The organism is Enterobacter sp. Taxon_2 (genome assembly GCF_058355295.1).
Window position 1 is genome coordinate 3,494,456 of sequence record NZ_CM178024.1, and the last position, 19,668, is coordinate 3,514,123.

The window sequence follows — 19,668 nt, forward strand, 5'->3', positions numbered from 1 at the left end:
TTTTTATGCCCGCAACTCTTCCAGCGGTTTGGGTTTACCTATCAGGTAGCCCTGCAGGTAATCCACGCCGAAGCGAAGCAGCATCTCCCGCTGCTCAGGTGTTTCTACATATTCCGCAACAACGCACAGCGATTTCGTCTTCGCCAGATTACACATCGACTGGACGATCATCGCATCCATATCGTCGGTACAAATGTCTTTAACAAAACAGCCGTCAATTTTAATGATATCTGCCTGCAGACGTCTGAGACGCTCGTAGTTGGCGTAGCCAGTACCGAAATCATCAATGGCAATCCGGAAACCGTAATCCCGCAGCTGCTGAATATTGTGGATGCTGCAGCCAGAGTTTGAGAAGGCCTGCTCTTCGGTGATCTCAATCACGACGGCCTGCGGCGCAACGCCGTAGCGTTCAAAGAGCGCGCAAATCTCGTTCGCCACCTCTTTTTGCATCAGCGTGAGCGGCATCAGATTGACGGAAAAACGGGCGCCGGCCTGCGTTGCAGGGTGATCGCGCAGCCACACCAGTAATTTTTCCATGACGCACATATCAAACCGATGGCTGAGGTTGAACTGGGCAATCAGCGGAATAAAGCGGTCAGGGGTGAAGATCTCGCCCTCGCTCTCCATACGCGCCAGGATTTCGTAATACCCGCTCCCGTCCGCCTTCTGGATCGGTTGCGCGTATAAATGGAACTGCCCCGCCTCAAGGGCATGCTTAATTCGCGCCAGCATCAGGACACGCTCTGTCGTTTGGCCTGATGCCGCCTCAAGGCTATTTGTGAGCGCGAGAACGTTTTGCTCTCCGCAGGCCTGCTCTGCCAGCCAGCTCAACTGTCCCAGCGTGTGATGCAGCTTTTCGCCGTTTTCGACCATTCCCCAGGACGCGCCAAATTCAATATCCAGCCCGGTGTTGTTCCAGAAAATCTTACGGCTGTTCAGCCGATCGACCATGTGCTGGAGACGTTCGGCGGTTCCCGGTCCCAGTAATACCAGCACCAGTTCGCTTCCCGGAAGCTGGAAGAGCGTCTCATCTTTCTGCAAAAGCGGCTGTAGCGACGTGGCGATCGTACGTTTGCAGTGGACCCGCATGATAATCCCGTAGTGGCGGCTCAAAAACTCCAGGTTATCCATACGCAGAATGCACACTTTGGCTTCCGGATGAATCTCGAGGTAATCCTCCAGCGCACGAATATTGGGCAAACCGGTCAGCGGATCGGTCAGCGCCCTGCCCTGCCAGCCCCGTTTCAGCCACTCGCTGCGCTGGTAAATTCGTGACATGTAAAGCAGACAGATAGCAAAAGAGATAAGCACGGACAGGATAAAAGAGAGCGAATGGCCCGATTCCACTCCGTTAAGGAAGTTGTAGTTGTAGGTCAACAGCAGGAGCGCGGATGCAGCCCACAGCAGAGAGATAAGCGCATAGGTCAGGCGGCTTATCGCTAAGGTAAAAAGAATAAAAATCAGCGGCATCAAGTAGCCCGCAATGACCGGTGATTCAAAAGGACCACATAAAATGACGAGAATGAAGCCTAAAAGCATCAGCCAGACAAAAATAAATAATAGATTCTTGTGATTAAACACGGGCTTCACGCTTCGCCGCCAGAAGGTCATGGCATAACGAGGATTAATTATCATTCTTAATGGGTAATAGAACATCATGGTAAAAATCAATGCCGCACATATCAGGCTTTGTATATCCACAACGTTATAAATTACCGTCCCTTCGCCGAAAAAGGTGGAAATAGTCACCGGAAAATCAAACAAATAGCCTGCCATATACATCGACAGTTTAATACCTAATGGCACAATAAAACCGAGCCAGAATATACGTAGCCCGATGTGCTTGTTAGGGATGCTGTGACGCCAGCGCTTGCCCAGCATGAGGCGCAGCAGGCCGCACGCCGCGAACAGCGCAAAGGTCTGACAGAACAGTAAAACTGAATATTGTAGCGGTGCTAAATTAACATAAAATAAATTAGTGACAGTAAAACCTAACACAATGGGAAGAATTGCCCTGCGCCCAAATAGCAGAATTACTGCCAGCATCACGCTTAGCGGTAGCCATGCTAAATAAACGTCGTGACCATTAACCATTGCGCGGGGGGAGAGATAACGGGAGACAGGTACCGCAATCAGACAAAGTGTCAGGGCAATTATAAATATCTTTACATTATTGTACGTTTTTCTATTCATTAAGCTGATGAGTATATTATCCGTTCGAATCATTGACCGGGTGGATAATAGGTTTATTAATTGCACGAATCAAGTTCAAGTCTATTTATAGACTGCTTTATTGATGTCGATTGAGGTGAGGTACGAGAATACCTTCTTTTTGATAACAAAATACGGGAGAGGGTGTTACAAACACATAAAAAAAACCCTCGTCTTTTGACGAGGGTTTACAATTTTGGTGGAGCTAAGCGGGATCGAACCGCTGACCTCTTGCATGCCATGCAAGCGCTCTCCCAGCTGAGCTATAGCCCCACATGTTACTTTACTAACCGCACTCTGTTGGGTTCAGAGTTTGGTGGAGCTAAGCGGGATCGAACCGCTGACCTCTTGCATGCCATGCAAGCGCTCTCCCAGCTGAGCTATAGCCCCATCGTAAAGCTGTCATGTTGACGGGCGGCATAATATGAATTCCGCTGCGGAGTGTCAACGGCAAAATCAATGACCGTCGTTCGATCGCCGAAAAATCATGCAAATGAATCACTTTGCGAGCGTGCTCGTAATCAGGAGTTAAGCCTGTCACGTTTTCACGTAAAACGGTGCTATAAAATGAGCCGTTAATTAACCCCACAGATATTCAGGAAATTGCATGATCAAGGAACGAATGACGCCAGAAGAGTTAGCCCTCCTCACTGGCTATAGCCGCCAGACCATCAATAAATGGGTACGCAAAGAGGGTTGGATTACATCACCAAAGCCAGGCGTCCAGGGCGGGAAAGCGCGCCTGGTGCATGTGAACGAAAAAGTCCGTGACTTTATCCGCAGCGCACGTCGGGCAAGTGAAACGTCCGAACTGCCGGAAGGCACCAGCCATGACGGTTCGCTTCACACCCTACTCCTGACGCTGGCCAATGAAATGACGCCGGAAGAGCAGAAGCAGATGACATCGCTGTTAATGCGGGAAGGGATTACCGGATTGTTGCAACGTTTAGGGATTCGCGATCAGAACTGATATGAAAAAATTACGTAGCAAAATGACCACGGAAGAGCTGGCGGAGTGTTTAGGCGTTGCCAGACAAACGGTTAATCGCTGGATACGCCAGCAGGGGTGGAAAACGGAAGGACTCAACGGTGTAAAGGGGGGTCGGGCTCGGCTCATTCATGTTGATGCGCGCGTGAAGGAACATATTATAAGCCTCCCGGCGATCCGTAACCGTCAGGCGGTTTACCATCTCGCGGAGGCCACGTCTGCCTATAATGGACCCTCTTCAAACCTGTCTCCGGGCATTATTGAGACGCTGGAGAGTATGACTCCGTCAGAGCAGAAGCGTCTGGACGCTTTATTGAAACGCGAGGGTATACACGGTTTTCTTACACGTCTGGGTATCGCGGAAAAAGAGGCATAAAAAAACGGCAGGTTACCCTGCCGTTTTTGTAGACGTGATTACTGCTGATTTTCACGTTCAGCGATGAAGTCCAGCGCCTTGTTAATGCGCGCCACGCTGCGCGACTTGCCGATGGCATGAACCGTTACGTCCAGCGCCGGAGACTGACCCGCACCGGTCACCGCGACGCGCAGTGGCATACCGACTTTACCCATGCCGACTTCCAGCTCGTCTGCCGTCGCCTGAATGGCGTGATGCACATTCTCAGCGGTCCACTCGGTGAGGGCAGCCAGCTTATCACGCACCACTTCCAGCGGCTGACGCGCAACCGGACGGAGGTGTTTCTTCGCGGCGTCCGCGTCGAACGCATCAAACTCTTCATAGAAGTAGCGGCAGCTTTCGGCAATCTCTTTCAGGGTTTTGCAGCGCTCGCCGAGCAGTTTCACCAGATCCGCCAGCTCAGGGCCAGTGCGGGTATCAATATTTGCCTGCTCAATGTGCCACTGCAGATACGTCGCCACATATTCTGGCGGCATGGTATTGATGTAGTGATGGTTCAGCCACAGGAGCTTGTCGGTATTAAATGCGCTCGCTGATTTGCTCACAGAGCTCAGAGAGAACAGTTCGATCATCTCTTCGCGGCTGAAGATCTCCTGGTCACCGTGGGCCCAGCCCAAACGCACCAGATAGTTCAGCAGCGCTTCCGGCAGATAACCGTCGTCACGATACTGCATGACGCTCACCGCACCGTGACGTTTAGACAGTTTTTTGCCGTCATCACCGTTGATCATGGAGACGTGCGCATAAACAGGCACCGGCGCGTTCAGCGCCTTCAGGATGTTGATCTGACGTGGCGTGTTGTTGATGTGGTCTTCACCGCGCACAACGTGGGTAATTTCCATATCCCAGTCGTCAACCACAACACAGAAGTTGTAGGTTGGGGAACCATCGGTGCGACGGATGATCAGATCGTCCAGCTCCTGGTTGCTGAATTCGATCGGGCCACGGATCTGGTCGTCAAAGATCACCGAGCCATCCTGCGGGTTAGCAAAACGCACGACGCAAGGCTCATCAGCAGCATGCTCGCTGTGGTCGTGGCGGCAGCGGCCGTCATAACGCGGCTTCTCACCGTTCGCCATCTGCTCTTCGCGCAGCGCATCCAGACGCTCTTTTGAGCAGTAGCACTTATACGCCGTGCCCGCGACCAGCATCTCATCAATGACGGCGTTATAGCGGTCAAAGCGTTTGGTCTGGAAATACGGGCCTTCGTCCCATTCCAGATTCAGCCAGTTCATCCCATCCATAATGGCTTCAATTGCTTCCGGCGTGGAGCGCTCAAGATCGGTGTCTTCAATACGCAGCACGAACTCACCTTTGTTGTGGCGTGCGAAAAGCCAGGAATAGAGAGCGGTACGTGCACCACCGACGTGCAGATAGCCTGTCGGGCTCGGCGCGAAGCGAGTTTTGATTTTCATGAAATGGCCTTACGTTATAAAGATGCCGGCAATCGGCAAATCCTGGGGAAAAAACGATGGGCAATATTCTATCACTGTGGGGGGAATCCTCAATGTTGATCCCTTTATCATGACCGGGTTTGCGATTTTTGTTTAGAAATCATGCGCCACAGCCCGTTTCGCGATCGTTTTGTTTAATTTTACGACGAACGAATAAAAACTTTAGAAAATGCGTTGACTCATTTTCAACTCTCCCTATAATGCGACTCCACACAGCGGGGGTGATTAGCTCAGTTGGTAGAGCATCTCCTTTACACGGAGGGGGTCGGCGGTTCGAGCCCGTCATCACCCACCATCTACTTCGGTAGACTCGCAGTGTAGATAAGAATTGAGATTGGGCGATTAGCTCAGTTGGTAGAGCATCTCCTTTACACGGAGGGGGTCGGCGGTTCGAGCCCGTCATCGCCCACCATTCTCACCTTATCGCAGCAGTTCCGAAATGGGCGATTAGCTCAGTTGGTAGAGCATCTCCTTTACACGGAGGGGGTCGGCGGTTCGAGCCCGTCATCGCCCACCATTTCGGGTCGTTAGCTCAGTTGGTAGAGCAGTTGACTTTTAATCAATTGGTCGCAGGTTCGAATCCTGCACGACCCACCAATGTAAAAAAGCGCCCTAAAGGCGCTTTTTTGCTATCTGAGATTTGTCTACTTCCCAGCCGTCAACGTCGCAATTAACGTCTTCACCGCTGGCGTCGCCTGCTTCTCGTCATACACCACATATAAATCTGCCGGTATCCGCTCTTTCAGCGGACGGAACACCACGCCCGGCCACTGCATTTGCGCGTAGCTGTCTGCGGCGAGCGTAATTCCCATGCCCATGCTGATCATCGCCAGCACCGTTTGCGGTTCAACGGCTTCGCGCACAATCATCGGCGAAAAACCGGCCTGCTGGCAGACACGATGTAAAAATGCCCAGTCAGAATGGGCCGACGGCATCGTGACAAAATACTCGTCCTGCAATTCTGCGAGCGCAATAGAAGGTTCCCTAACCAGCCGGTGATCTTCCGGCATCGCCACCAGAAAAGCCGCCTCACGCAACCGCACGCTGGTAAACCCCGCGGTAGGTTCCGTTGCCATTCGCCAGATCCCGACATCCAGCTCCCGGCGCTCAAGCAGCGCCATCTGCATGACCGGGGATTTCTCGCGAAAAACGACATCAACATTCGGATGTTCTTTCAAAAAAGCGCGCATAACCGTGCGCACCTCACTCCACATGGCGGTGCCCACAATCCCCAGCTCAATGCGCCCTGCTTCCCCCCGGCCAATTTGCTCGACGCGAGCCAGAGCCTGGTTTGCGCTGGCGAGCAGCCGTCGTGACTCTTCCATCAGCACTTTACCGGCATGCGTCAACGCGACGCTTCGCGAGTGGCGAATAAACAATAACGTGCCCAGCTGGCTTTCCAGCTCTTTAATATGCAGGCTTAACGGCGGCTGAGACATATTGAGACGGGCCGCAGCCCGTCCAAAATGCAGTTCCTCCGCCACGGCCAGAAAATAGCGCAGCAGCTTGAGATCGGTCCGATAGACGCGTTCCATCAAAACATATCCTGGCGATAACACTTATGCGCCTACCTTAAAGCCTTTCCGCGTCCGGAGGGGAAATTTAGTGCGCAACTGTGCGCATCCCGCTGTTTTTACAGGTGTGGTGGTAGTTAAAGCTGAAGTAAAAGACCACCGCGAGCACCAGGGCATAGGCCGCAAACACCAGCCAGATCGTCTGCCAGTCCTTCACCCCGTCCACCGAGAAATAATCAACGGCCATACCGCTCAATACCGAACCGAAATACGCCCCGATACCGTTAACGGTCGTCATAAACAACCCTTGCGCGCTGGCGCGGATATCGGCGCTGACCTCCTGTTCAACAAATACCGAGCCGGAAATATTGAAGAAGTCGAACGCGCAGCCGTAGACAATCATTGAGAGCATGAGCAGCACGAAGCCCGTCGCGGACGGATCGCCAAAGGCAAATAGACCGAACCGCAGCATCCAGGCCACCATGCTCATCAGCATGACGGCTTTAATGCCAAAGCGTCCGAGGAAGTACGGAATGGTCAGAATGAAGAACACCTCAGACATTTGCGAAACGGAGAGCAGGATGGACGGATAGTTGACGATAAAGCTATCGGCATACGCCGGATTACGCGCAAAATCATGCAGGAAGGGGCTGCCAAACGTGTTGGTTATCTGCAGCACGGCGCCCAGCAGCATCGCGAATAAAAAGAACACCGCCATGCGGGGCTGTTTAAACAGGATAAACGCATTGAGGCCCAGCTTGCTTGCCAGCGACTGAGAGGTTTTCGCCTGTGCAACTGGAATGGCTGGCAATGTCAGAGAATAGAGCGCCAGCAGCAGGGACGCGGCAGCCGCAATATAGAGCTGCACGTTGCTCAGCTCCGCCCCCATCAGGCTTATGGCCCACATCGCGGCAATAAAGCCCACGGTGCCATACACCCGTACTCGCGGAAAATGGCTCACCGTATCCAGCCCTGCCTGTTCAAGACAGGAGTAAGAAATCGTATTCGACAGCGCAATCGTGGGCATGAAGGCCATCGCATTCACCAGCATGACCCAGAACATCAGGCCAGGCTCATTGACCTGTGCGGCATAGCAGAGCGCGACGGCGCAGACGAGGTGGCAAATAACGTAAGCACGGTCTGCCCGCAGCCATTTGTCGGCAATAATGCCCACCAGCGAGGGCATAACAATCGCGGCAAGTCCTTTGGAGCTGTACACCATGCCCACGTCGGAGCCGGTAAAGTGTAGGGTGTTAATCATGTAAGCGCCGAGGGTTACCAGCCAGCTCCCCCAGATAAAATATTGCATAAAGGACATCAGCTTTAAGCGAGTCGTGATGTTCATAACCCATTCCTTATAGCAGTGTGGCCCTGGCGGGCCACTTTATTGTTTTACTCAGGCAATATGGCGAAGAAAACCGCAGATAAGATTGATAAAGTTCTGGCGGGAGAGCTCGGCAGCAGCGAGGGTTTGCTCATGCGAGAGTTTGACCTCCCCCAGCCCTTCGGCGAGATTGGTAATTGCAGAAACAGCCACGACCTTCAGGCCGCAGTGGCGCGCGGAAATCACTTCCGGCACCACGGACATCCCCACCACATCGCCGCCGATAATCTGCATCATGCGGATCTCGGCCGCCGTCTCAAAGTTCGGGCCAGGATAAGAGACAAACACCCCTTCATGGAGCGGGAAGCCTTCTTTCGTTGCCACGGTTTGCAGAACGGCACGGTAATCCGCGTCGTAAGCATTGGCCAGAGAGAAGAAACGATCGCCAAAGCGCTCATCGTTCAGCCCCACCATCGGCGTGCCCGGCATGGTGTTGATATGGTCGCTCAGGGCAACCAGGCTTCCCGGCTGAACCTCCGGGCGCAGCGAACCCGCCGCATTGGTGCTAAACAGCAGCTCGCACCCCAGCAGCGTAAAGGTGCGGATCGCATCGGTCATGATGGTCATCCCGCGCCCTTCATAGAAATGGCCGCGCCCCTTCATGCAGGCAACCGGCACCCCGGCCAGATGTCCGAGCACCAGCTCGCCGGCATGCCCATGAACGGTACTCACCGGGAAGCCCGGCAGCTTTTCGTAGCTCAGGGAAACGGCGTCATCAATCTGGTCGGCAAGTGCGCCCAGGCCAGAGCCGAGAATAAACGCCACGCGAGGCGTGAAGTTCGGCTTAGCGGCGCGAATGATATCGGCGCAGTACCACGGGTTATTCGAGAGGGTCATAGAGGCTCCTTAAGGATGAAAATCGCGATAGCGGGGATCGCATGACTTACGTCTTATATCCGCAGCCTGCTGGTGACCTCCAATACACTTTCACCGCACCATCAATACTGATTGTGTATCGATGCAACTCCCTGCCAGATATGGCAGTTTTGCTCAAGCTAATCCCGTCGGTGCCGATACCTCTGTTTTATAACGCGAGGAAAAAGTATGACGACCATTCAGGCTTCAACCCAACAGATTCAAACCAGCGGCGCGAGTGGCACTTCGAGCAGTAACGATATCTCTGCGCAAATCACCCGCATTCTCGACAAGATCAAAAAGCTGACCCAGCAGTTAAAAGAGCTGGCGAACAGCCCCGTCAGCACGGATGAGAAGAAGAAGCAGCAGGAACTTATTCAGACCCAGATCAAAGTGCTGCAGGCGCAGCTCGCCGCACTGCAGCGCCAGCAGGCTGAAGAGGCCCAGAAGAAGCAGGATCAAAAGCTGGGCAAAGTGGAAGGGGTGAACAGCCCGTCAGACAATAATCAGATCGATATCTACATCTAATCTTCTGATGCGTTAAACAGTGGGTCGCGTATGCGGGCTTCGGTTAATCGTTGTGCCTGGATACGCACCACTTCCCAGATAGCCTGCGCCGCCCCCGAGAGTGAACGATTTTTTCGCCGCACCAGCATCAGCTTTCGCTCGACAACGGGCGTTAATCGCTTGACGGCCAGCCGGCTTCCCTGCGGCAGGGGAAGCGCCAGGGCTGGCAACACGCTGATGCCAATCCCGGCTTCCACCATCGGAAACAGCGTCGCCGGGTGACCAATCTCCTGGACAATCGTTGCCTTTACGCCCTGATTCACCAGCGCGGAATCAATCAGCGGACGGCTGCCCGAGGCATAATCCTGTAAAACCAGGTTCGCGCCCTGCAGGGACTGCCAGCTGACTTCCGGCAATGTGTCCAGCGGATCGTCGTCACGACAGAGCAGCAAAAAGGGCTCCGAAAGTATGCTTTCGCACGCCAGATCGCTCACCTGACCGGGATCGATAACAATACCAAAATCCACATCTCCCTGACGGATACTCTCCAGCACCCACTGTTGCGGCCTGTCATGCAGGACAAAATCAATGTCCGGGTAGCGATGACTGCCCTCGGCTATACACTGCGGAATAAGGTGCGCAGAGATCGTCTGGCTGGCCGCGACCCGCACGGTACCCGAAAGCTGCTGCCCCAGCCTCCCCACGTCTCTGAGCGTGCTGTTCAGCTCATCCAGCAGCCGCTCGAGGCGCAGGGCCAGCTGCTGACCTGCTTCGGTCAACACCACTTCGCGCGTGGTGCGGTCAAGCAACTTCACCCCGGTCTGATTCTCCAGCTCTTTCACGCTGTGGCTGACCGCCGACTGGCTCAGGCCAATCATCTCCCCTGCCCGGCTAAAACTACGAGCCTGCGCCACGGTGACAAAAACACGAAGCTGACGTAATGAATAATTCATCTATTTAATTCATGAATGGATGCAATAAATCAATTTTATTTCTCAAATGGAAGAAAGCACAATAGCGACATCTGTTTTCAGGAGAGATTATGAAACTTTTTCGTATCCTTGATCCGTTCACGCTTACCCTGGTGGTTACCGTTTTACTGGCCTCGTTTTTCCCGGCTCGCGGCGGTTTCGTCCCATTCTTTGAAGGCTTGACCACGGCGGCCATCGCCCTGCTGTTCTTTATGCACGGCGCCAAACTCTCCCGCGAAGCCATTATCGCAGGCGGCGGACACTGGCGACTGCATCTGTGGGTGATGTGTAGCACCTTTATTCTGTTCCCGATCCTCGGGGTGCTGTTTGCCTGGTGGGCACCGGTTAATGTTGACCCGGCACTCTACACCGGCTTCCTGTATCTCTGTATTCTGCCGGCCACCGTGCAGTCCGCCATCGCTTTTACCTCGCTGGCAGGCGGCAACGTGGCGGCCGCGGTCTGCTCGGCATCCGCATCCAGCCTGTTAGGGATTTTCGTCTCTCCGCTGCTGGTGGGCCTGCTGATGAACATGCACGGGGCGGAAGGTAACCTGGAGCAGGTCGGAAGAATTTGTCTGCAGCTGTTGCTGCCGTTTGTCCTGGGCCATCTCTCCCGTCCGTGGACCGGCGCATTTGTGGCGAAGCATAAAAAGTGGATCTCAAAAACCGACCAAACCTCGATTCTGCTGGTGGTTTACTCCGCCTTCAGCGAAGCGGTCGTGAACGGGATCTGGCACAAGGTGGGGGCAGGCTCGCTGCTGTTTATCGTGGTGGTCAGCATTGTCCTGCTGGCGATTGTAATAGCGGTAAACGTCTTTGTGGCACGCAAGTGCGGCTTCAACAAAGCGGATGAAATTACGATTGTGTTCTGCGGTTCGAAGAAGAGTCTGGCTAACGGTATCCCGATGGCCAACATTCTGTTCCCGACCTCGGTGATTGGAATGATGGTGCTGCCGCTGATGATTTTCCATCAGATCCAGCTGATGGTCTGCGCGGTGCTGGCGCGTCGCTACAAACGCCAGACCGAAAAGCTGGCGCAGGAAGAGACCCGCGCCGCGAAGGCTTAAGGACGTTTCAGGGGCTGCACCAGCTGGGTCAGCCCCTCGGTTTTGATCAGTAACGTGATCGCCATCAGCTCGCCCAGTCGCCCTGCCGGGAATTCATCCTTGCGGGCAAACCACAGCAGATACTCCTCCGGCAAATCGATCAGCCTGCGGCCCTTGTATTTACCGAACGGCATCTCGGTATTGGCGATCTCAACGAGCTGCTCTTTCTCCACGTTACTTTCCTAACAGACGCATCATTTCCGCTTCGTCGATAACCTCAATGCCGAGCTCCTGGGCTTTCGCCAGCTTCGAACCCGCCGCTTCCCCGGCGATCACCAGGTCGGTTTTCTTCGACACGCTGCCCGCCACTTTTGCCCCCAGCGCCACCAAACGCGCTTTTGCATCGTCGCGTGAAAGCTGGCTCAGGCTGCCGGTCAGCACCACCGTTTTACCGGCGAACGGGCTGTCGATCTCTTCGGCGTTGACCACTACCGGTGCAGGCCACCTGATGCCCTCTTCCAGCAGTTTGCCGATGACTTCGCGGTTGCTCTCTTCGGCGAAGAAGTTAAAGACGTGCGTGGCGACAACGATGCCGACATCCGGAACTTTCTGCAGCTCCTCGATGCTCGCCTTTTCCAGCGCCTCCAGCGTACCAAAGTATGCTGCCAGACCTGCTGCGGTTGCTTCACCCACTTCACGAATGCCCAGCGCGTACAGGAAACGGGCGAAGGTGGTCTCTTTTGCCGTTTCCAGCGCGTTAACCACGTTCTGGGCTGACTTCGGCCCCATGCGGTCCAGACCGGTCAGTTTGCCCGCCGTCAGTTTGAAGAGATCCGCTGGCGTGTGGACATACTCTTTCTCAACCAGCTGATCGATAATTTTATCACCCATGCCGTCGACGTCCATCGCCCGACGGGAGACGAAGTGCTTCAGTGACTCTTTACGCTGTGCGCCACAGATTAAGCCCCCCGTGCAGCGCGTCACCGCTTCACCTTCCACACGCTCTACGTCAGATCCACACACCGGGCAATGGGTCGGGAAGACAATCTCGCGCGTATCATCAGGACGTTCTGACTCCACAACGTTAACCACCTGCGGGATCACGTCCCCCGCGCGGCGAATCACCACTTTGTCACCAATGCGCAAGCCCAGGCGGTCGATTTCATCGGCGTTATGCAGCGTGGCGTTACTCACCAGCACGCCCGCAACCTGCACAGGCTCCAGACGGGCAACCGGGGTAATGGCGCCCGTACGGCCGACCTGGAACTCTACGTCGCGAACGAAGGTCATCTGCTCCTGAGCAGGGAACTTAAACGCCACCGCCCATCGCGGCGCGCGCGCCACAAAGCCCAGCTGCTCCTGCAGCGCCAGTGAGTTCACCTTGATGACCACGCCATCAATATCAAACCCGAGCGTCGGACGGTCCTCTTCCACTTTGTGGTAGAACGCCAGTACCGCTTCCGGCGAGTCGCAGAGCTGAACGCGGTTGCTCACCGGCAGGCCCCACGCTTTAAACTGCAGCAGACGCCCGAGATGGGTATCCGGCAGCTCGCCGCCCTCCAGAATACCGACGCCGTAGCAGAAGAAAGTAAGCGGTCGCTTCGCGGTGATACGCGGGTCAAGCTGGCGCAGAGAGCCCGCCGCCGCATTACGCGGGTTAGCAAACACCTTCCCACCGGTGCGACGCGCCTCTTCGTTAATTTTCTCGAAGCCCGCCTGGGGCAGGAACACTTCGCCGCGCACTTCCAGACGCGCAGGAATGTTGTCGCCCTGCAGCTTCAGCGGGATCGCTCGGATGGTACGCACGTTGGTGGTGATGTCTTCACCCGTCGTGCCGTCGCCACGCGTCGCGGCGCGTACCAGCACGCCGTTTTCGTAGAGAAGGCTGACTGCCAGGCCATCCAGCTTCAGCTCGCAGCACCAGGTGAGGGAGTCGCTGCTTTTCAGGCGATCCTGCACGCGCTTGTTAAACGCGAGGAAGCTCTCTTCATCGAAGACGTTATCCAGCGACAGCATCGGCACTTCATGACGCACCTGGCTAAAAGCCCCCAGCGGCTCAGCGCCGACCCGCTGGGTGGGGGAATCCGGTGTGATGAGGTCAGGATGCTGCGCCTCTAATTCGCGCAGCTCGCGCATCAGGCGGTCATACTCCGCATCCGGAACTTCCGGCGCGTCCATAACATGATAGAGGTATTCATGATGGCGAAGCGTGGTTCGCAGTTCAGTGAGTTGTTGTTCGATTGAGTCCATATCGCACCATCAATGAGAAAAAACCCCCGACAGGCGGGGGTTGAGGAGGAGTTGAAGTCAACGCGGCGATTACGCGTTGGCTTCCTTAACTTCGCGGATGCGGTCCTGATACTCGCGCAGTTTCTGCGGGGTCATCATTCGACGCTGATCGTCGAGCACCACACCGCCGACTTCGTCAGCGATATGCTGGGCAGACTGCAGCATCAGCTTAAAGTTTTGCAGTTCGTCGCCGTAGGACGGCACCTGCATAAAGATAGTCACACCCGGGGTCACGAAATCACCGGTCATTTCCGGATCAAAGGTGCCTGGGTTAACCATGTTGGCCAGGCTGAACAGCGCCGGGCCGCTACCGTCAGGACTCAGGTGGCGATGGAAAATGTTCATATCGCCAAACTTGAAGCCTGCCTGTTGAATACTGTTAAGCAGCACGTCACCGTTGAGATGGCTACCGTGATGCGCGGCCACGTTCATAATGATCACCGCTTCTTTACGCTGCGGTTTTTCAACAACCGGCTCTGGCTCTACAACGGGCTCAGGCTCAACGTGCGGTGCCGGAGCGGGTTGAGGCGCAGGCTGGACATGAACAGGCTGCTGCGGTTGTTGTACCGGCTGAGCAGGCTGTTGTTGCACGGGCTGCTGCACCGGTTGCTGTTGAACCGGCTGGGCAGGCTGCTGATAGACAGGCTGTTGCGGCGGCTGGCGCACCGGCTCTTCCACAGGCTGCTGCGCTGGCTGGCGCGGCTGTGCGGAAGCATACGGCGGTTGATACTGGTGCTGCGAAGGACGAGGTGCTTCTTGCTCCCCATGGCCTGCGCCGGGCGCAGTATTGACCCGATGAACACGAACTTCACCCACGCCGTCGTCGTCGCTGCCGTCGATGTCATCTTCACTGTCATCGTCATCACGACTGGACTTCATGCGCTTCAGTGGGCGATCGCGAAACATCGAGGAACGCTCTTTACGGCTGGTCCAGAAACCATGTACCAGTAAAGCGATTATGGCGATCGCGCCAACAATGATTAATATCAGACGCAAATCCTGCATCATTATATTCTCTGTTGTTCTAACACCTTGCCACCACGGCAAACATTTACTCACTAAGAGTATTTGCCGTTTACGTCAAGTGCAAGTGTGTGCAGAGCATTCACAGCATAAAGATGAAGGAAATCGTGCTTTTTGCTGGTTTTTCGAACATTTCCGAACTGGTCATTGCTCCGTAAGTGGATAATATAGGCGGGCAATTCCACTGGTTGTGTAAAAAGGAGTACAGCCTGGCTATGGTTTCAACATCTTCTTCTCCCCCGCGCAGCGGCGTCTGGTATTTTTCTCAGGGCTGGAAACTGGTCTCCCTGCCGGGGATTCGACGCTTCGTCATTCTCCCACTGTTGATCAACATTATTCTGATGGGCGGCGCGTTCTGGTGGCTGTTCACCAAGCTGGAGAGTTGGATCCCGTCGCTGATGAGCTACGTGCCAGACTGGCTGCAGTGGCTTAACTACCTGCTCTGGCCAGTGGCGGTGATCTCCGTGCTGCTGGTGTTTGGCTATTTCTTCTCGACGATTGCAAACTGGATAGCCGCACCGTTTAACGGTCTGCTGGCGGAACAGCTGGAAGCGCGGCTTACCGGCGCGACGCCGCCGGACACGGGCATATGGGGGATCATGAAAGACCTCCCTCGCATTATGAAGCGTGAATGGCAGAAGTTTGCCTGGTACCTGCCCCGCGCGGTTGTGCTGCTTATCCTCTACTTTGTGCCCGGCATTGGCCAGACGGTGGCACCCGTGCTGTGGTTCCTGTTCAGCGCCTGGATGCTGGCCATCCAGTACTGCGATTATCCGTTCGATAACCACAAGGTGCCGTTTAAAACGATGCGCACCGCCCTGCGCAGCCAGAAGGTCGCCAATATGCAGTTTGGCGCGCTGACCAGCCTGTTCACCATGATTCCGTTCCTGAATCTGTTCATCATGCCCGTCGCCGTCTGCGGCGCGACGGCGATGTGGGTCGACTGCTACCGTGATAAACACGCGTTATGGAAATAATGCAAAAATGTGTAAAGCAGGGGTGGCTTATGCCGCCCCTTATTCCATACTGATCCCCATTATTTCCTTGCAGTATATAGATATGCGAATTCCTTACTTCCCCCTACCTGCTTAGCAGGTATGCTGGGTCGGTATCCCAATTTCATACAGTTAAGGACAGGCCATGAGTAAGATTTATGAAGACAACTCGCTGACTATCGGTCATACGCCCCTGGTTCGACTGAACCGTATCGGTAATGGACGCATTCTGGCGAAGGTCGAATCACGTAACCCGAGCTTCAGCGTAAAATGCCGTATCGGTGCAAACATGATTTGGGATGCTGAAAAACGTGGCGTACTGAAGCCAGGCGTTGAGCTGGTGGAACCGACCAGCGGCAATACCGGTATCGCTCTGGCCTATGTGGCTGCCGCGCGCGGCTACAAGCTGACGCTGACCATGCCAGAAACCATGAGCATCGAGCGTCGTAAGCTGCTCAAAGCGCTGGGCGCGAACCTGGTGCTGACCGAAGGCGCGAAGGGCATGAAGGGCGCCATTCAGAAAGCCGAAGAGATTGTGGCCAGCGATCCGGCGAAATATCTCCTGCTGCAGCAGTTCAGCAACCCGGCTAACCCGGAAATTCACGAGAAGACCACCGGTCCGGAAATCTGGGAAGATACCGACGGCCAGGTTGACGTCTTTATCTCCGGCGTGGGTACCGGCGGTACGCTGACCGGCGTGTCGCGCTATATTAAAGGCACAAAGGGTAAAAAAGACCTGATCACCGTTGCCGTTGAGCCAACCGACTCACCGGTTATCACCCAGGCACTGGCGGGTGAAGAGCTCAAACCCGGCCCACACAAAATTCAGGGTATTGGCGCAGGCTTCATTCCGGGCAACCTGGATCTGAAGCTGATCGATAAAGTGGTTACCATCACTAACGAAGAAGCCATCTCTACCGCGCGTCGCCTGATGGATGAAGAAGGCATTCTGGCGGGTATCTCTTCCGGTGCGGCCGTTGCGGCAGCGCTCAAGCTTCAGGAAGATGAAGCCTTTACCAATAAGAATATTGTGGTTATCCTTCCGTCCTCGGGTGAGCGTTACTTGAGCACCGCACTGTTTGCCGATCTGTTTACCGAAAAAGAGCTGCAACAGTAGTGCCAGCATGTTAATAACGCGTAAAAAAGCACCTTTTCAGGTGCTTTTTTGTGGCCTGCTTCAAACTTTTACCCCTCTTGGCATTGCTTCACCCCGAAGGGTCTGGTATTTAAACCAGCAATTATTTTGATGCGTGAAATTAATCGGCAAACGAAATAGCCTTGCTGAATCGATTTTATGATTTGGTTCAAGTCTTGCTTTCGCTGCATAATGTTTAATGACGATCGAAACGTCAGCGCTAACAATACAGGCTAAAGTTCAGTCGCCAGGCTAGACTTTAGTTCCACAACACTAAACCTATAAGTTGGGGAAATACAATGTTCCAGCAAGAAGTTACCATTACCGCTCCGAACGGTCTGCACACCCGCCCTGCTGCTCAGTTTGTTAAAGAAGCAAAAGGCTTCACTTCTGAAATCACTGTGACTTCCAACGGCAAAAGCGCGAGCGCAAAAAGCCTGTTCAAACTGCAGACTCTGGGCCTGACTCAGGGCACCGTTGTCACCATCTCTGCAGAAGGTGAAGACGAGCAGAAAGCAGTTGAGCATCTGGTTAAACTGATGGCTGAGCTCGAGTAAGTTTCCGGGTTCTTTTAAATATCAGTCACAAGTAAGGTAGGGTTATGATTTCAGGCATTTTAGCATCCCCGGGTATCGCTTTCGGCAAGGCACTGCTGCTGAAAGAAGACGAGATCGTCATCGACCGGAAAAAAATTTCTGCCGACAAGGTTGATCAGGAAGTTGAACGTTTTCTGAGCGGTCGTGCCAAGGCATCTGCGCAACTGGAAGCAATCAAAACTAAAGCTGGCGAAACTTTCGGTGAAGAAAAAGAAGCCATCTTCGAAGGGCACATCATGCTGCTCGAAGATGAGGAGCTGGAGCAGGAAATCATAGCCCTGATTAAAGATAAAGGCATGACGGCCGACGCGGCTGCGCATGAAGTTATCGAAGGTCAGGCAACTGCCCTGGAAGAACTGGATGATGAATACCTGAAAGAGCGTGCGGCCGACGTACGTGACATCGGTAAGCGCCTGCTGCGCAACATCCTGGGCCTGGCCATCATCGACCTGAGCGCGATTCAGGATGAAGTGATCCTGGTTGCCGCTGACCTCACCCCGTCTGAAACCGCACAGCTGAACCTGAAAAAGGTCCTCGGTTTCATCACCGACGCGGGTGGCCGTACCTCCCACACCTCTATCATGGCGCGTTCTCTGGAACTGCCTGCCATCGTGGGTACCGGTAGCGTCACCTCTCAGGTGAAAAATGGCGACTATCTGATTCTGGATGCCGTAAACAATCTGGTTTACGTCAACCCAACCAATGAAGAGATCGATAAACTGCGCGCGGTTCAGGAGCAGGTTGCGACTGAAAAAGCGGAACTCGCTAAGCTGAAAGACCTGCCAGCCATCACCCTGGACGGCCATCAGGTTGAAGTGTGCGCAAACATCGGTACCGTCCGCGACGTTGATGGCGCTGAGCGCAACGGTGCGGAAGGTGTCGGTCTCTATCGTACAGAATTCCTGTTCATGGACCGCGACGCGCTGCCAACGGAAGAAGAGCAGTTTGCTGCTTACAAAGCCGTGGCTGAAGCGTGTGGCTCTCAGGCGGTTATCGTCCGTACCATGGACATCGGTGGCGACAAAGAGCTGCCGTACATGAACTTCCCGAAAGAAGAGAACCCGTTCCTGGGCTGGCGTGCCGTGCGTATCGCGATGGATCGTAAAGAGATCCTGCGTGACCAGGTTCGTGCGATCCTGCGCGCCTCTGCTTTCGGTAAACTGCGCATCATGTTCCCGATGATCATCTCTGTTGAAGAAGTGCGTGCACTGAAGAAAGAGATTGAAATCTACAAACAGGAACTGCGTGACGAAGGTAAAGCGTTTGACGAGTCAATCGAGATCGGCGTGATGGTGGAAACACCAGCGGCGGCGACCATTGCGCGTCATTTAGCCAAAGAAGTTGATTTCTTTAGTATCGGTACCAATGATTTAACGCAGTACACCCTGGCAGTTGACCGTGGTAATGATATGATTTCACATCTCTACCAGCCAATGTCACCGTCCGTACTGAACTTGATCAAGCAAGTTATTGATGCTTCTCATGCTGAAGGTAAATGGACTGGCATGTGTGGTGAGCTTGCAGGCGACGAACGTGCTACACTTCTGTTGCTGGGTATGGGTCTGGACGAATTCTCTATGAGCGCCATTTCCATCCCGCGCATTAAGAAGATTATCCGTAACACGAACTTCGAAGATGCGAAGGTATTAGCAGAGCAGGCTCTTGCTCAACCGACAACGGACGAGTTAATGACGCTGGTTAACAAGTTCATTGAAGAAAAAACAATCTGCTAATCCACGAGATGCGGCCCAATTTACTGCTTAGGAGAAGATCATGGGTTTGTTCGATAAACTGAAATCTCTGGTTTCTGATGATAAAAAAGACTCCGGAACTATTGAGATTGTTGCTCCGCTCTCCGGCGAGATCGTCAACATCGAAGACGTGCCGGATGTAGTGTTTGCTGAGAAAATCGTTGGTGATGGCATTGCTATCAAACCAACTGGCAACAAAATGGTTGCTCCAGTTGACGGCACCATCGGTAAAATTTTTGAAACCAACCATGCGTTCTCTATCGAATCTGATAGCGGTATCGAACTGTTCGTTCACTTCGGTATCGACACCGTTGAACTGAAAGGCGAAGGCTTCAAACGTATCGCGGAAGAAGGCCAGCGTGTGAAAGTTGGCGACCCGGTGATTGAATTCGATCTGCCACTGCTGGAAGAAAAAGCCAAGTCTACCCTGACACCGGTTGTTATCTCCAACATGGACGAAATCAAAGAACTGATCAAACTGTCTGGCAGCGTCACCGTGGGTGAAACCCCGGTTATCCGCATCAAGAAGTAATT

Annotated in this window: 18 protein-coding genes and 6 tRNA genes; 13 read left to right on the forward strand and 11 right to left on the reverse strand. The window is 54.1% G+C overall.

Going from position 1 to position 19,668, the window contains the following annotated elements; translation table 11 throughout:
• Positions 1-3: 3 nt before the first annotated feature.
• The 3 genes from AC4IC4_RS16555 to AC4IC4_RS16565 all read right to left on the reverse strand — a co-directional run bounded on the left by AC4IC4_RS16555 (position 4) and on the right by AC4IC4_RS16565 (position 2,601).
• On the reverse strand, positions 4-2,193 hold the full coding sequence (locus tag AC4IC4_RS16555; protein WP_491471541.1) for a sensor domain-containing phosphodiesterase: 2,190 nt from the start codon (positions 2,191-2,193) through the stop codon (positions 4-6).
• 215 nt (positions 2,194-2,408) lie between these two features.
• Positions 2,409-2,484: transfer RNA gene (locus tag AC4IC4_RS16560), tRNA-Ala, on the reverse strand.
• A 41-nt stretch (positions 2,485-2,525) separates the two neighbouring features.
• A tRNA-Ala gene (locus AC4IC4_RS16565) sits at positions 2,526-2,601 on the reverse strand.
• A gap of 217 nt (positions 2,602-2,818) precedes the next feature.
• Here AC4IC4_RS16565 and AC4IC4_RS16570 point away from each other — a divergent pair.
• Entirely contained in the window at positions 2,819-3,181 is a 363-nt protein-coding gene (locus tag AC4IC4_RS16570) for a YfeC-like transcriptional regulator (RefSeq protein WP_048992413.1), read from the forward strand.
• A 1-nt stretch (position 3,182) separates the two neighbouring features.
• A complete protein-coding gene (locus tag AC4IC4_RS16575) occupies positions 3,183-3,575 on the forward strand; it encodes a YfeC-like transcriptional regulator (protein WP_032645222.1) in 393 nt (130 codons plus the stop codon).
• Between the two features lie 38 nt (positions 3,576-3,613).
• On the opposite strand, the gene gltX is transcribed toward AC4IC4_RS16575, so the two are convergent.
• Entirely contained in the window at positions 3,614-5,029 is a 1,416-nt protein-coding gene (gene gltX / locus AC4IC4_RS16580) for a glutamate--tRNA ligase (protein ID WP_024907621.1), read from the reverse strand.
• Positions 5,030-5,287: 258 nt separating this feature from the next.
• Between gltX and AC4IC4_RS16585 the strand changes: the two genes are divergently transcribed.
• From AC4IC4_RS16585 to AC4IC4_RS16600, 4 genes are all read left to right on the forward strand, one after another.
• Positions 5,288-5,363: transfer RNA gene (locus tag AC4IC4_RS16585), tRNA-Val, on the forward strand.
• A gap of 41 nt (positions 5,364-5,404) precedes the next feature.
• Positions 5,405-5,480 (forward strand) — tRNA-Val (locus AC4IC4_RS16590).
• 29 nt (positions 5,481-5,509) lie between these two features.
• Positions 5,510-5,585: transfer RNA gene (locus AC4IC4_RS16595), tRNA-Val, on the forward strand.
• Between the two features lie 4 nt (positions 5,586-5,589).
• Positions 5,590-5,665 (forward strand) — tRNA-Lys (locus AC4IC4_RS16600).
• A 47-nt stretch (positions 5,666-5,712) separates the two neighbouring features.
• Here the strand turns inward: AC4IC4_RS16600 and AC4IC4_RS16605 are convergent.
• From AC4IC4_RS16605 to xapA, 3 genes are all read right to left on the reverse strand, one after another.
• Positions 5,713-6,603, reverse strand: a complete 891-nt coding sequence (locus tag AC4IC4_RS16605; protein WP_061714688.1) for a LysR family transcriptional regulator — start codon at positions 6,601-6,603, stop codon at positions 5,713-5,715.
• A gap of 67 nt (positions 6,604-6,670) precedes the next feature.
• A complete protein-coding gene (locus AC4IC4_RS16610) occupies positions 6,671-7,927 on the reverse strand; it encodes a nucleoside permease (RefSeq protein ID WP_491471542.1) in 1,257 nt (418 codons plus the stop codon).
• Between the two features lie 51 nt (positions 7,928-7,978).
• Positions 7,979-8,803 (reverse strand): xanthosine phosphorylase, encoded by an 825-nt coding sequence (gene xapA, locus AC4IC4_RS16615; protein ID WP_024907618.1) that lies wholly within the window; start codon positions 8,801-8,803, stop codon positions 7,979-7,981.
• Positions 8,804-9,010: 207 nt separating this feature from the next.
• Between xapA and AC4IC4_RS16620 the strand changes: the two genes are divergently transcribed.
• Positions 9,011-9,349 carry a FlxA-like family protein gene (locus AC4IC4_RS16620; protein WP_032659298.1) on the forward strand — a complete coding sequence of 113 codons (339 nt, stop codon included), beginning with the start codon at positions 9,011-9,013 and terminating at the stop codon, positions 9,347-9,349.
• Here the strand turns inward: AC4IC4_RS16620 and AC4IC4_RS16625 are convergent.
• Complete coding sequence (locus AC4IC4_RS16625) at positions 9,346-10,281, reverse strand: LysR family transcriptional regulator (protein ID WP_491471543.1); 936 nt, start codon at positions 10,279-10,281, stop codon at positions 9,346-9,348. The genes AC4IC4_RS16620 and AC4IC4_RS16625 overlap by 4 nt on opposite strands.
• Positions 10,282-10,370: 89 nt before the next feature.
• On the opposite strand from AC4IC4_RS16625, the gene AC4IC4_RS16630 reads away from it, so the two are divergent.
• Complete coding sequence (locus AC4IC4_RS16630; protein WP_370883423.1) at positions 10,371-11,366, forward strand: bile acid:sodium symporter family protein; 996 nt, start codon at positions 10,371-10,373, stop codon at positions 11,364-11,366.
• On the opposite strand, the gene AC4IC4_RS16635 is transcribed toward AC4IC4_RS16630, so the two are convergent.
• The 3 genes from AC4IC4_RS16635 to zipA all read right to left on the reverse strand — a co-directional run bounded on the left by AC4IC4_RS16635 (position 11,363) and on the right by zipA (position 14,642).
• A complete protein-coding gene (locus tag AC4IC4_RS16635) occupies positions 11,363-11,578 on the reverse strand; it encodes a DUF3820 family protein (RefSeq protein ID WP_003861328.1) in 216 nt (71 codons plus the stop codon). The genes AC4IC4_RS16630 and AC4IC4_RS16635 overlap by 4 nt on opposite strands.
• A gap of 1 nt (position 11,579) precedes the next feature.
• Positions 11,580-13,595 carry an NAD-dependent DNA ligase LigA gene (gene ligA / locus AC4IC4_RS16640; protein WP_491471544.1) on the reverse strand — a complete coding sequence of 672 codons (2,016 nt, stop codon included), beginning with the start codon at positions 13,593-13,595 and terminating at the stop codon, positions 11,580-11,582.
• A 69-nt stretch (positions 13,596-13,664) separates the two neighbouring features.
• Entirely contained in the window at positions 13,665-14,642 is a 978-nt protein-coding gene (gene zipA / locus AC4IC4_RS16645) for a cell division protein ZipA (protein ID WP_032646698.1), read from the reverse strand.
• A 230-nt stretch (positions 14,643-14,872) separates the two neighbouring features.
• On the opposite strand from zipA, the gene cysZ reads away from it, so the two are divergent.
• The 5 genes from cysZ to crr all read left to right on the forward strand — a co-directional run bounded on the left by cysZ (position 14,873) and on the right by crr (position 19,666).
• A complete protein-coding gene (cysZ, locus tag AC4IC4_RS16650) occupies positions 14,873-15,634 on the forward strand; it encodes a sulfate transporter CysZ (protein WP_491471545.1) in 762 nt (253 codons plus the stop codon).
• A gap of 163 nt (positions 15,635-15,797) precedes the next feature.
• Complete coding sequence (cysK, locus tag AC4IC4_RS16655) at positions 15,798-16,769, forward strand: cysteine synthase A (protein ID WP_014884739.1); 972 nt, start codon at positions 15,798-15,800, stop codon at positions 16,767-16,769.
• Positions 16,770-17,086: 317 nt separating this feature from the next.
• Positions 17,087-17,344 carry a phosphocarrier protein Hpr gene (ptsH, locus tag AC4IC4_RS16660; RefSeq protein ID WP_000487600.1) on the forward strand — a complete coding sequence of 86 codons (258 nt, stop codon included), beginning with the start codon at positions 17,087-17,089 and terminating at the stop codon, positions 17,342-17,344.
• A 44-nt stretch (positions 17,345-17,388) separates the two neighbouring features.
• On the forward strand, positions 17,389-19,116 hold the full coding sequence (gene ptsI / locus AC4IC4_RS16665) for a phosphoenolpyruvate-protein phosphotransferase PtsI (protein ID WP_032646702.1): 1,728 nt from the start codon (positions 17,389-17,391) through the stop codon (positions 19,114-19,116).
• A gap of 40 nt (positions 19,117-19,156) precedes the next feature.
• On the forward strand, positions 19,157-19,666 hold the full coding sequence (gene crr / locus AC4IC4_RS16670) for a PTS glucose transporter subunit IIA (protein WP_003861316.1): 510 nt from the start codon (positions 19,157-19,159) through the stop codon (positions 19,664-19,666).
• Positions 19,667-19,668 lie beyond the last annotated feature (2 nt).

Bases quoted from the DNA above. Each gene is read 5' to 3' on its own strand.
- AC4IC4_RS16555 (WP_491471541.1), bottom strand. From the start codon at position 2,193: ATGAATAGAAAAACGTACAATAATGTAAAGATATTTATAATTGCCCTG.
- AC4IC4_RS16570 (WP_048992413.1), top strand. From the start codon at position 2,819: ATGATCAAGGAACGAATGACGCCAGAAGAGTTAGCCCTCCTCACTGGC.
- AC4IC4_RS16575 (WP_032645222.1), top strand. From the start codon at position 3,183: ATGAAAAAATTACGTAGCAAAATGACCACGGAAGAGCTGGCGGAGTGT.
- gltX (WP_024907621.1), bottom strand. From the start codon at position 5,029: ATGAAAATCAAAACTCGCTTCGCGCCGAGCCCGACAGGCTATCTGCAC.
- AC4IC4_RS16605 (WP_061714688.1), bottom strand. From the start codon at position 6,603: ATGGAACGCGTCTATCGGACCGATCTCAAGCTGCTGCGCTATTTTCTG.
- AC4IC4_RS16610 (WP_491471542.1), bottom strand. From the start codon at position 7,927: ATGAACATCACGACTCGCTTAAAGCTGATGTCCTTTATGCAATATTTT.
- xapA (WP_024907618.1), bottom strand. From the start codon at position 8,803: ATGACCCTCTCGAATAACCCGTGGTACTGCGCCGATATCATTCGCGCC.
- AC4IC4_RS16620 (WP_032659298.1), top strand. From the start codon at position 9,011: ATGACGACCATTCAGGCTTCAACCCAACAGATTCAAACCAGCGGCGCG.
- AC4IC4_RS16625 (WP_491471543.1), bottom strand. From the start codon at position 10,281: ATGAATTATTCATTACGTCAGCTTCGTGTTTTTGTCACCGTGGCGCAG.
- AC4IC4_RS16630 (WP_370883423.1), top strand. From the start codon at position 10,371: ATGAAACTTTTTCGTATCCTTGATCCGTTCACGCTTACCCTGGTGGTT.
- ligA (WP_491471544.1), bottom strand. From the start codon at position 13,595: ATGGACTCAATCGAACAACAACTCACTGAACTGCGAACCACGCTTCGC.
- zipA (WP_032646698.1), bottom strand. From the start codon at position 14,642: ATGATGCAGGATTTGCGTCTGATATTAATCATTGTTGGCGCGATCGCC.
- cysZ (WP_491471545.1), top strand. From the start codon at position 14,873: ATGGTTTCAACATCTTCTTCTCCCCCGCGCAGCGGCGTCTGGTATTTT.
- cysK (WP_014884739.1), top strand. From the start codon at position 15,798: ATGAGTAAGATTTATGAAGACAACTCGCTGACTATCGGTCATACGCCC.
- ptsH (WP_000487600.1), top strand. From the start codon at position 17,087: ATGTTCCAGCAAGAAGTTACCATTACCGCTCCGAACGGTCTGCACACC.
- ptsI (WP_032646702.1), top strand. From the start codon at position 17,389: ATGATTTCAGGCATTTTAGCATCCCCGGGTATCGCTTTCGGCAAGGCA.
- crr (WP_003861316.1), top strand. From the start codon at position 19,157: ATGGGTTTGTTCGATAAACTGAAATCTCTGGTTTCTGATGATAAAAAA.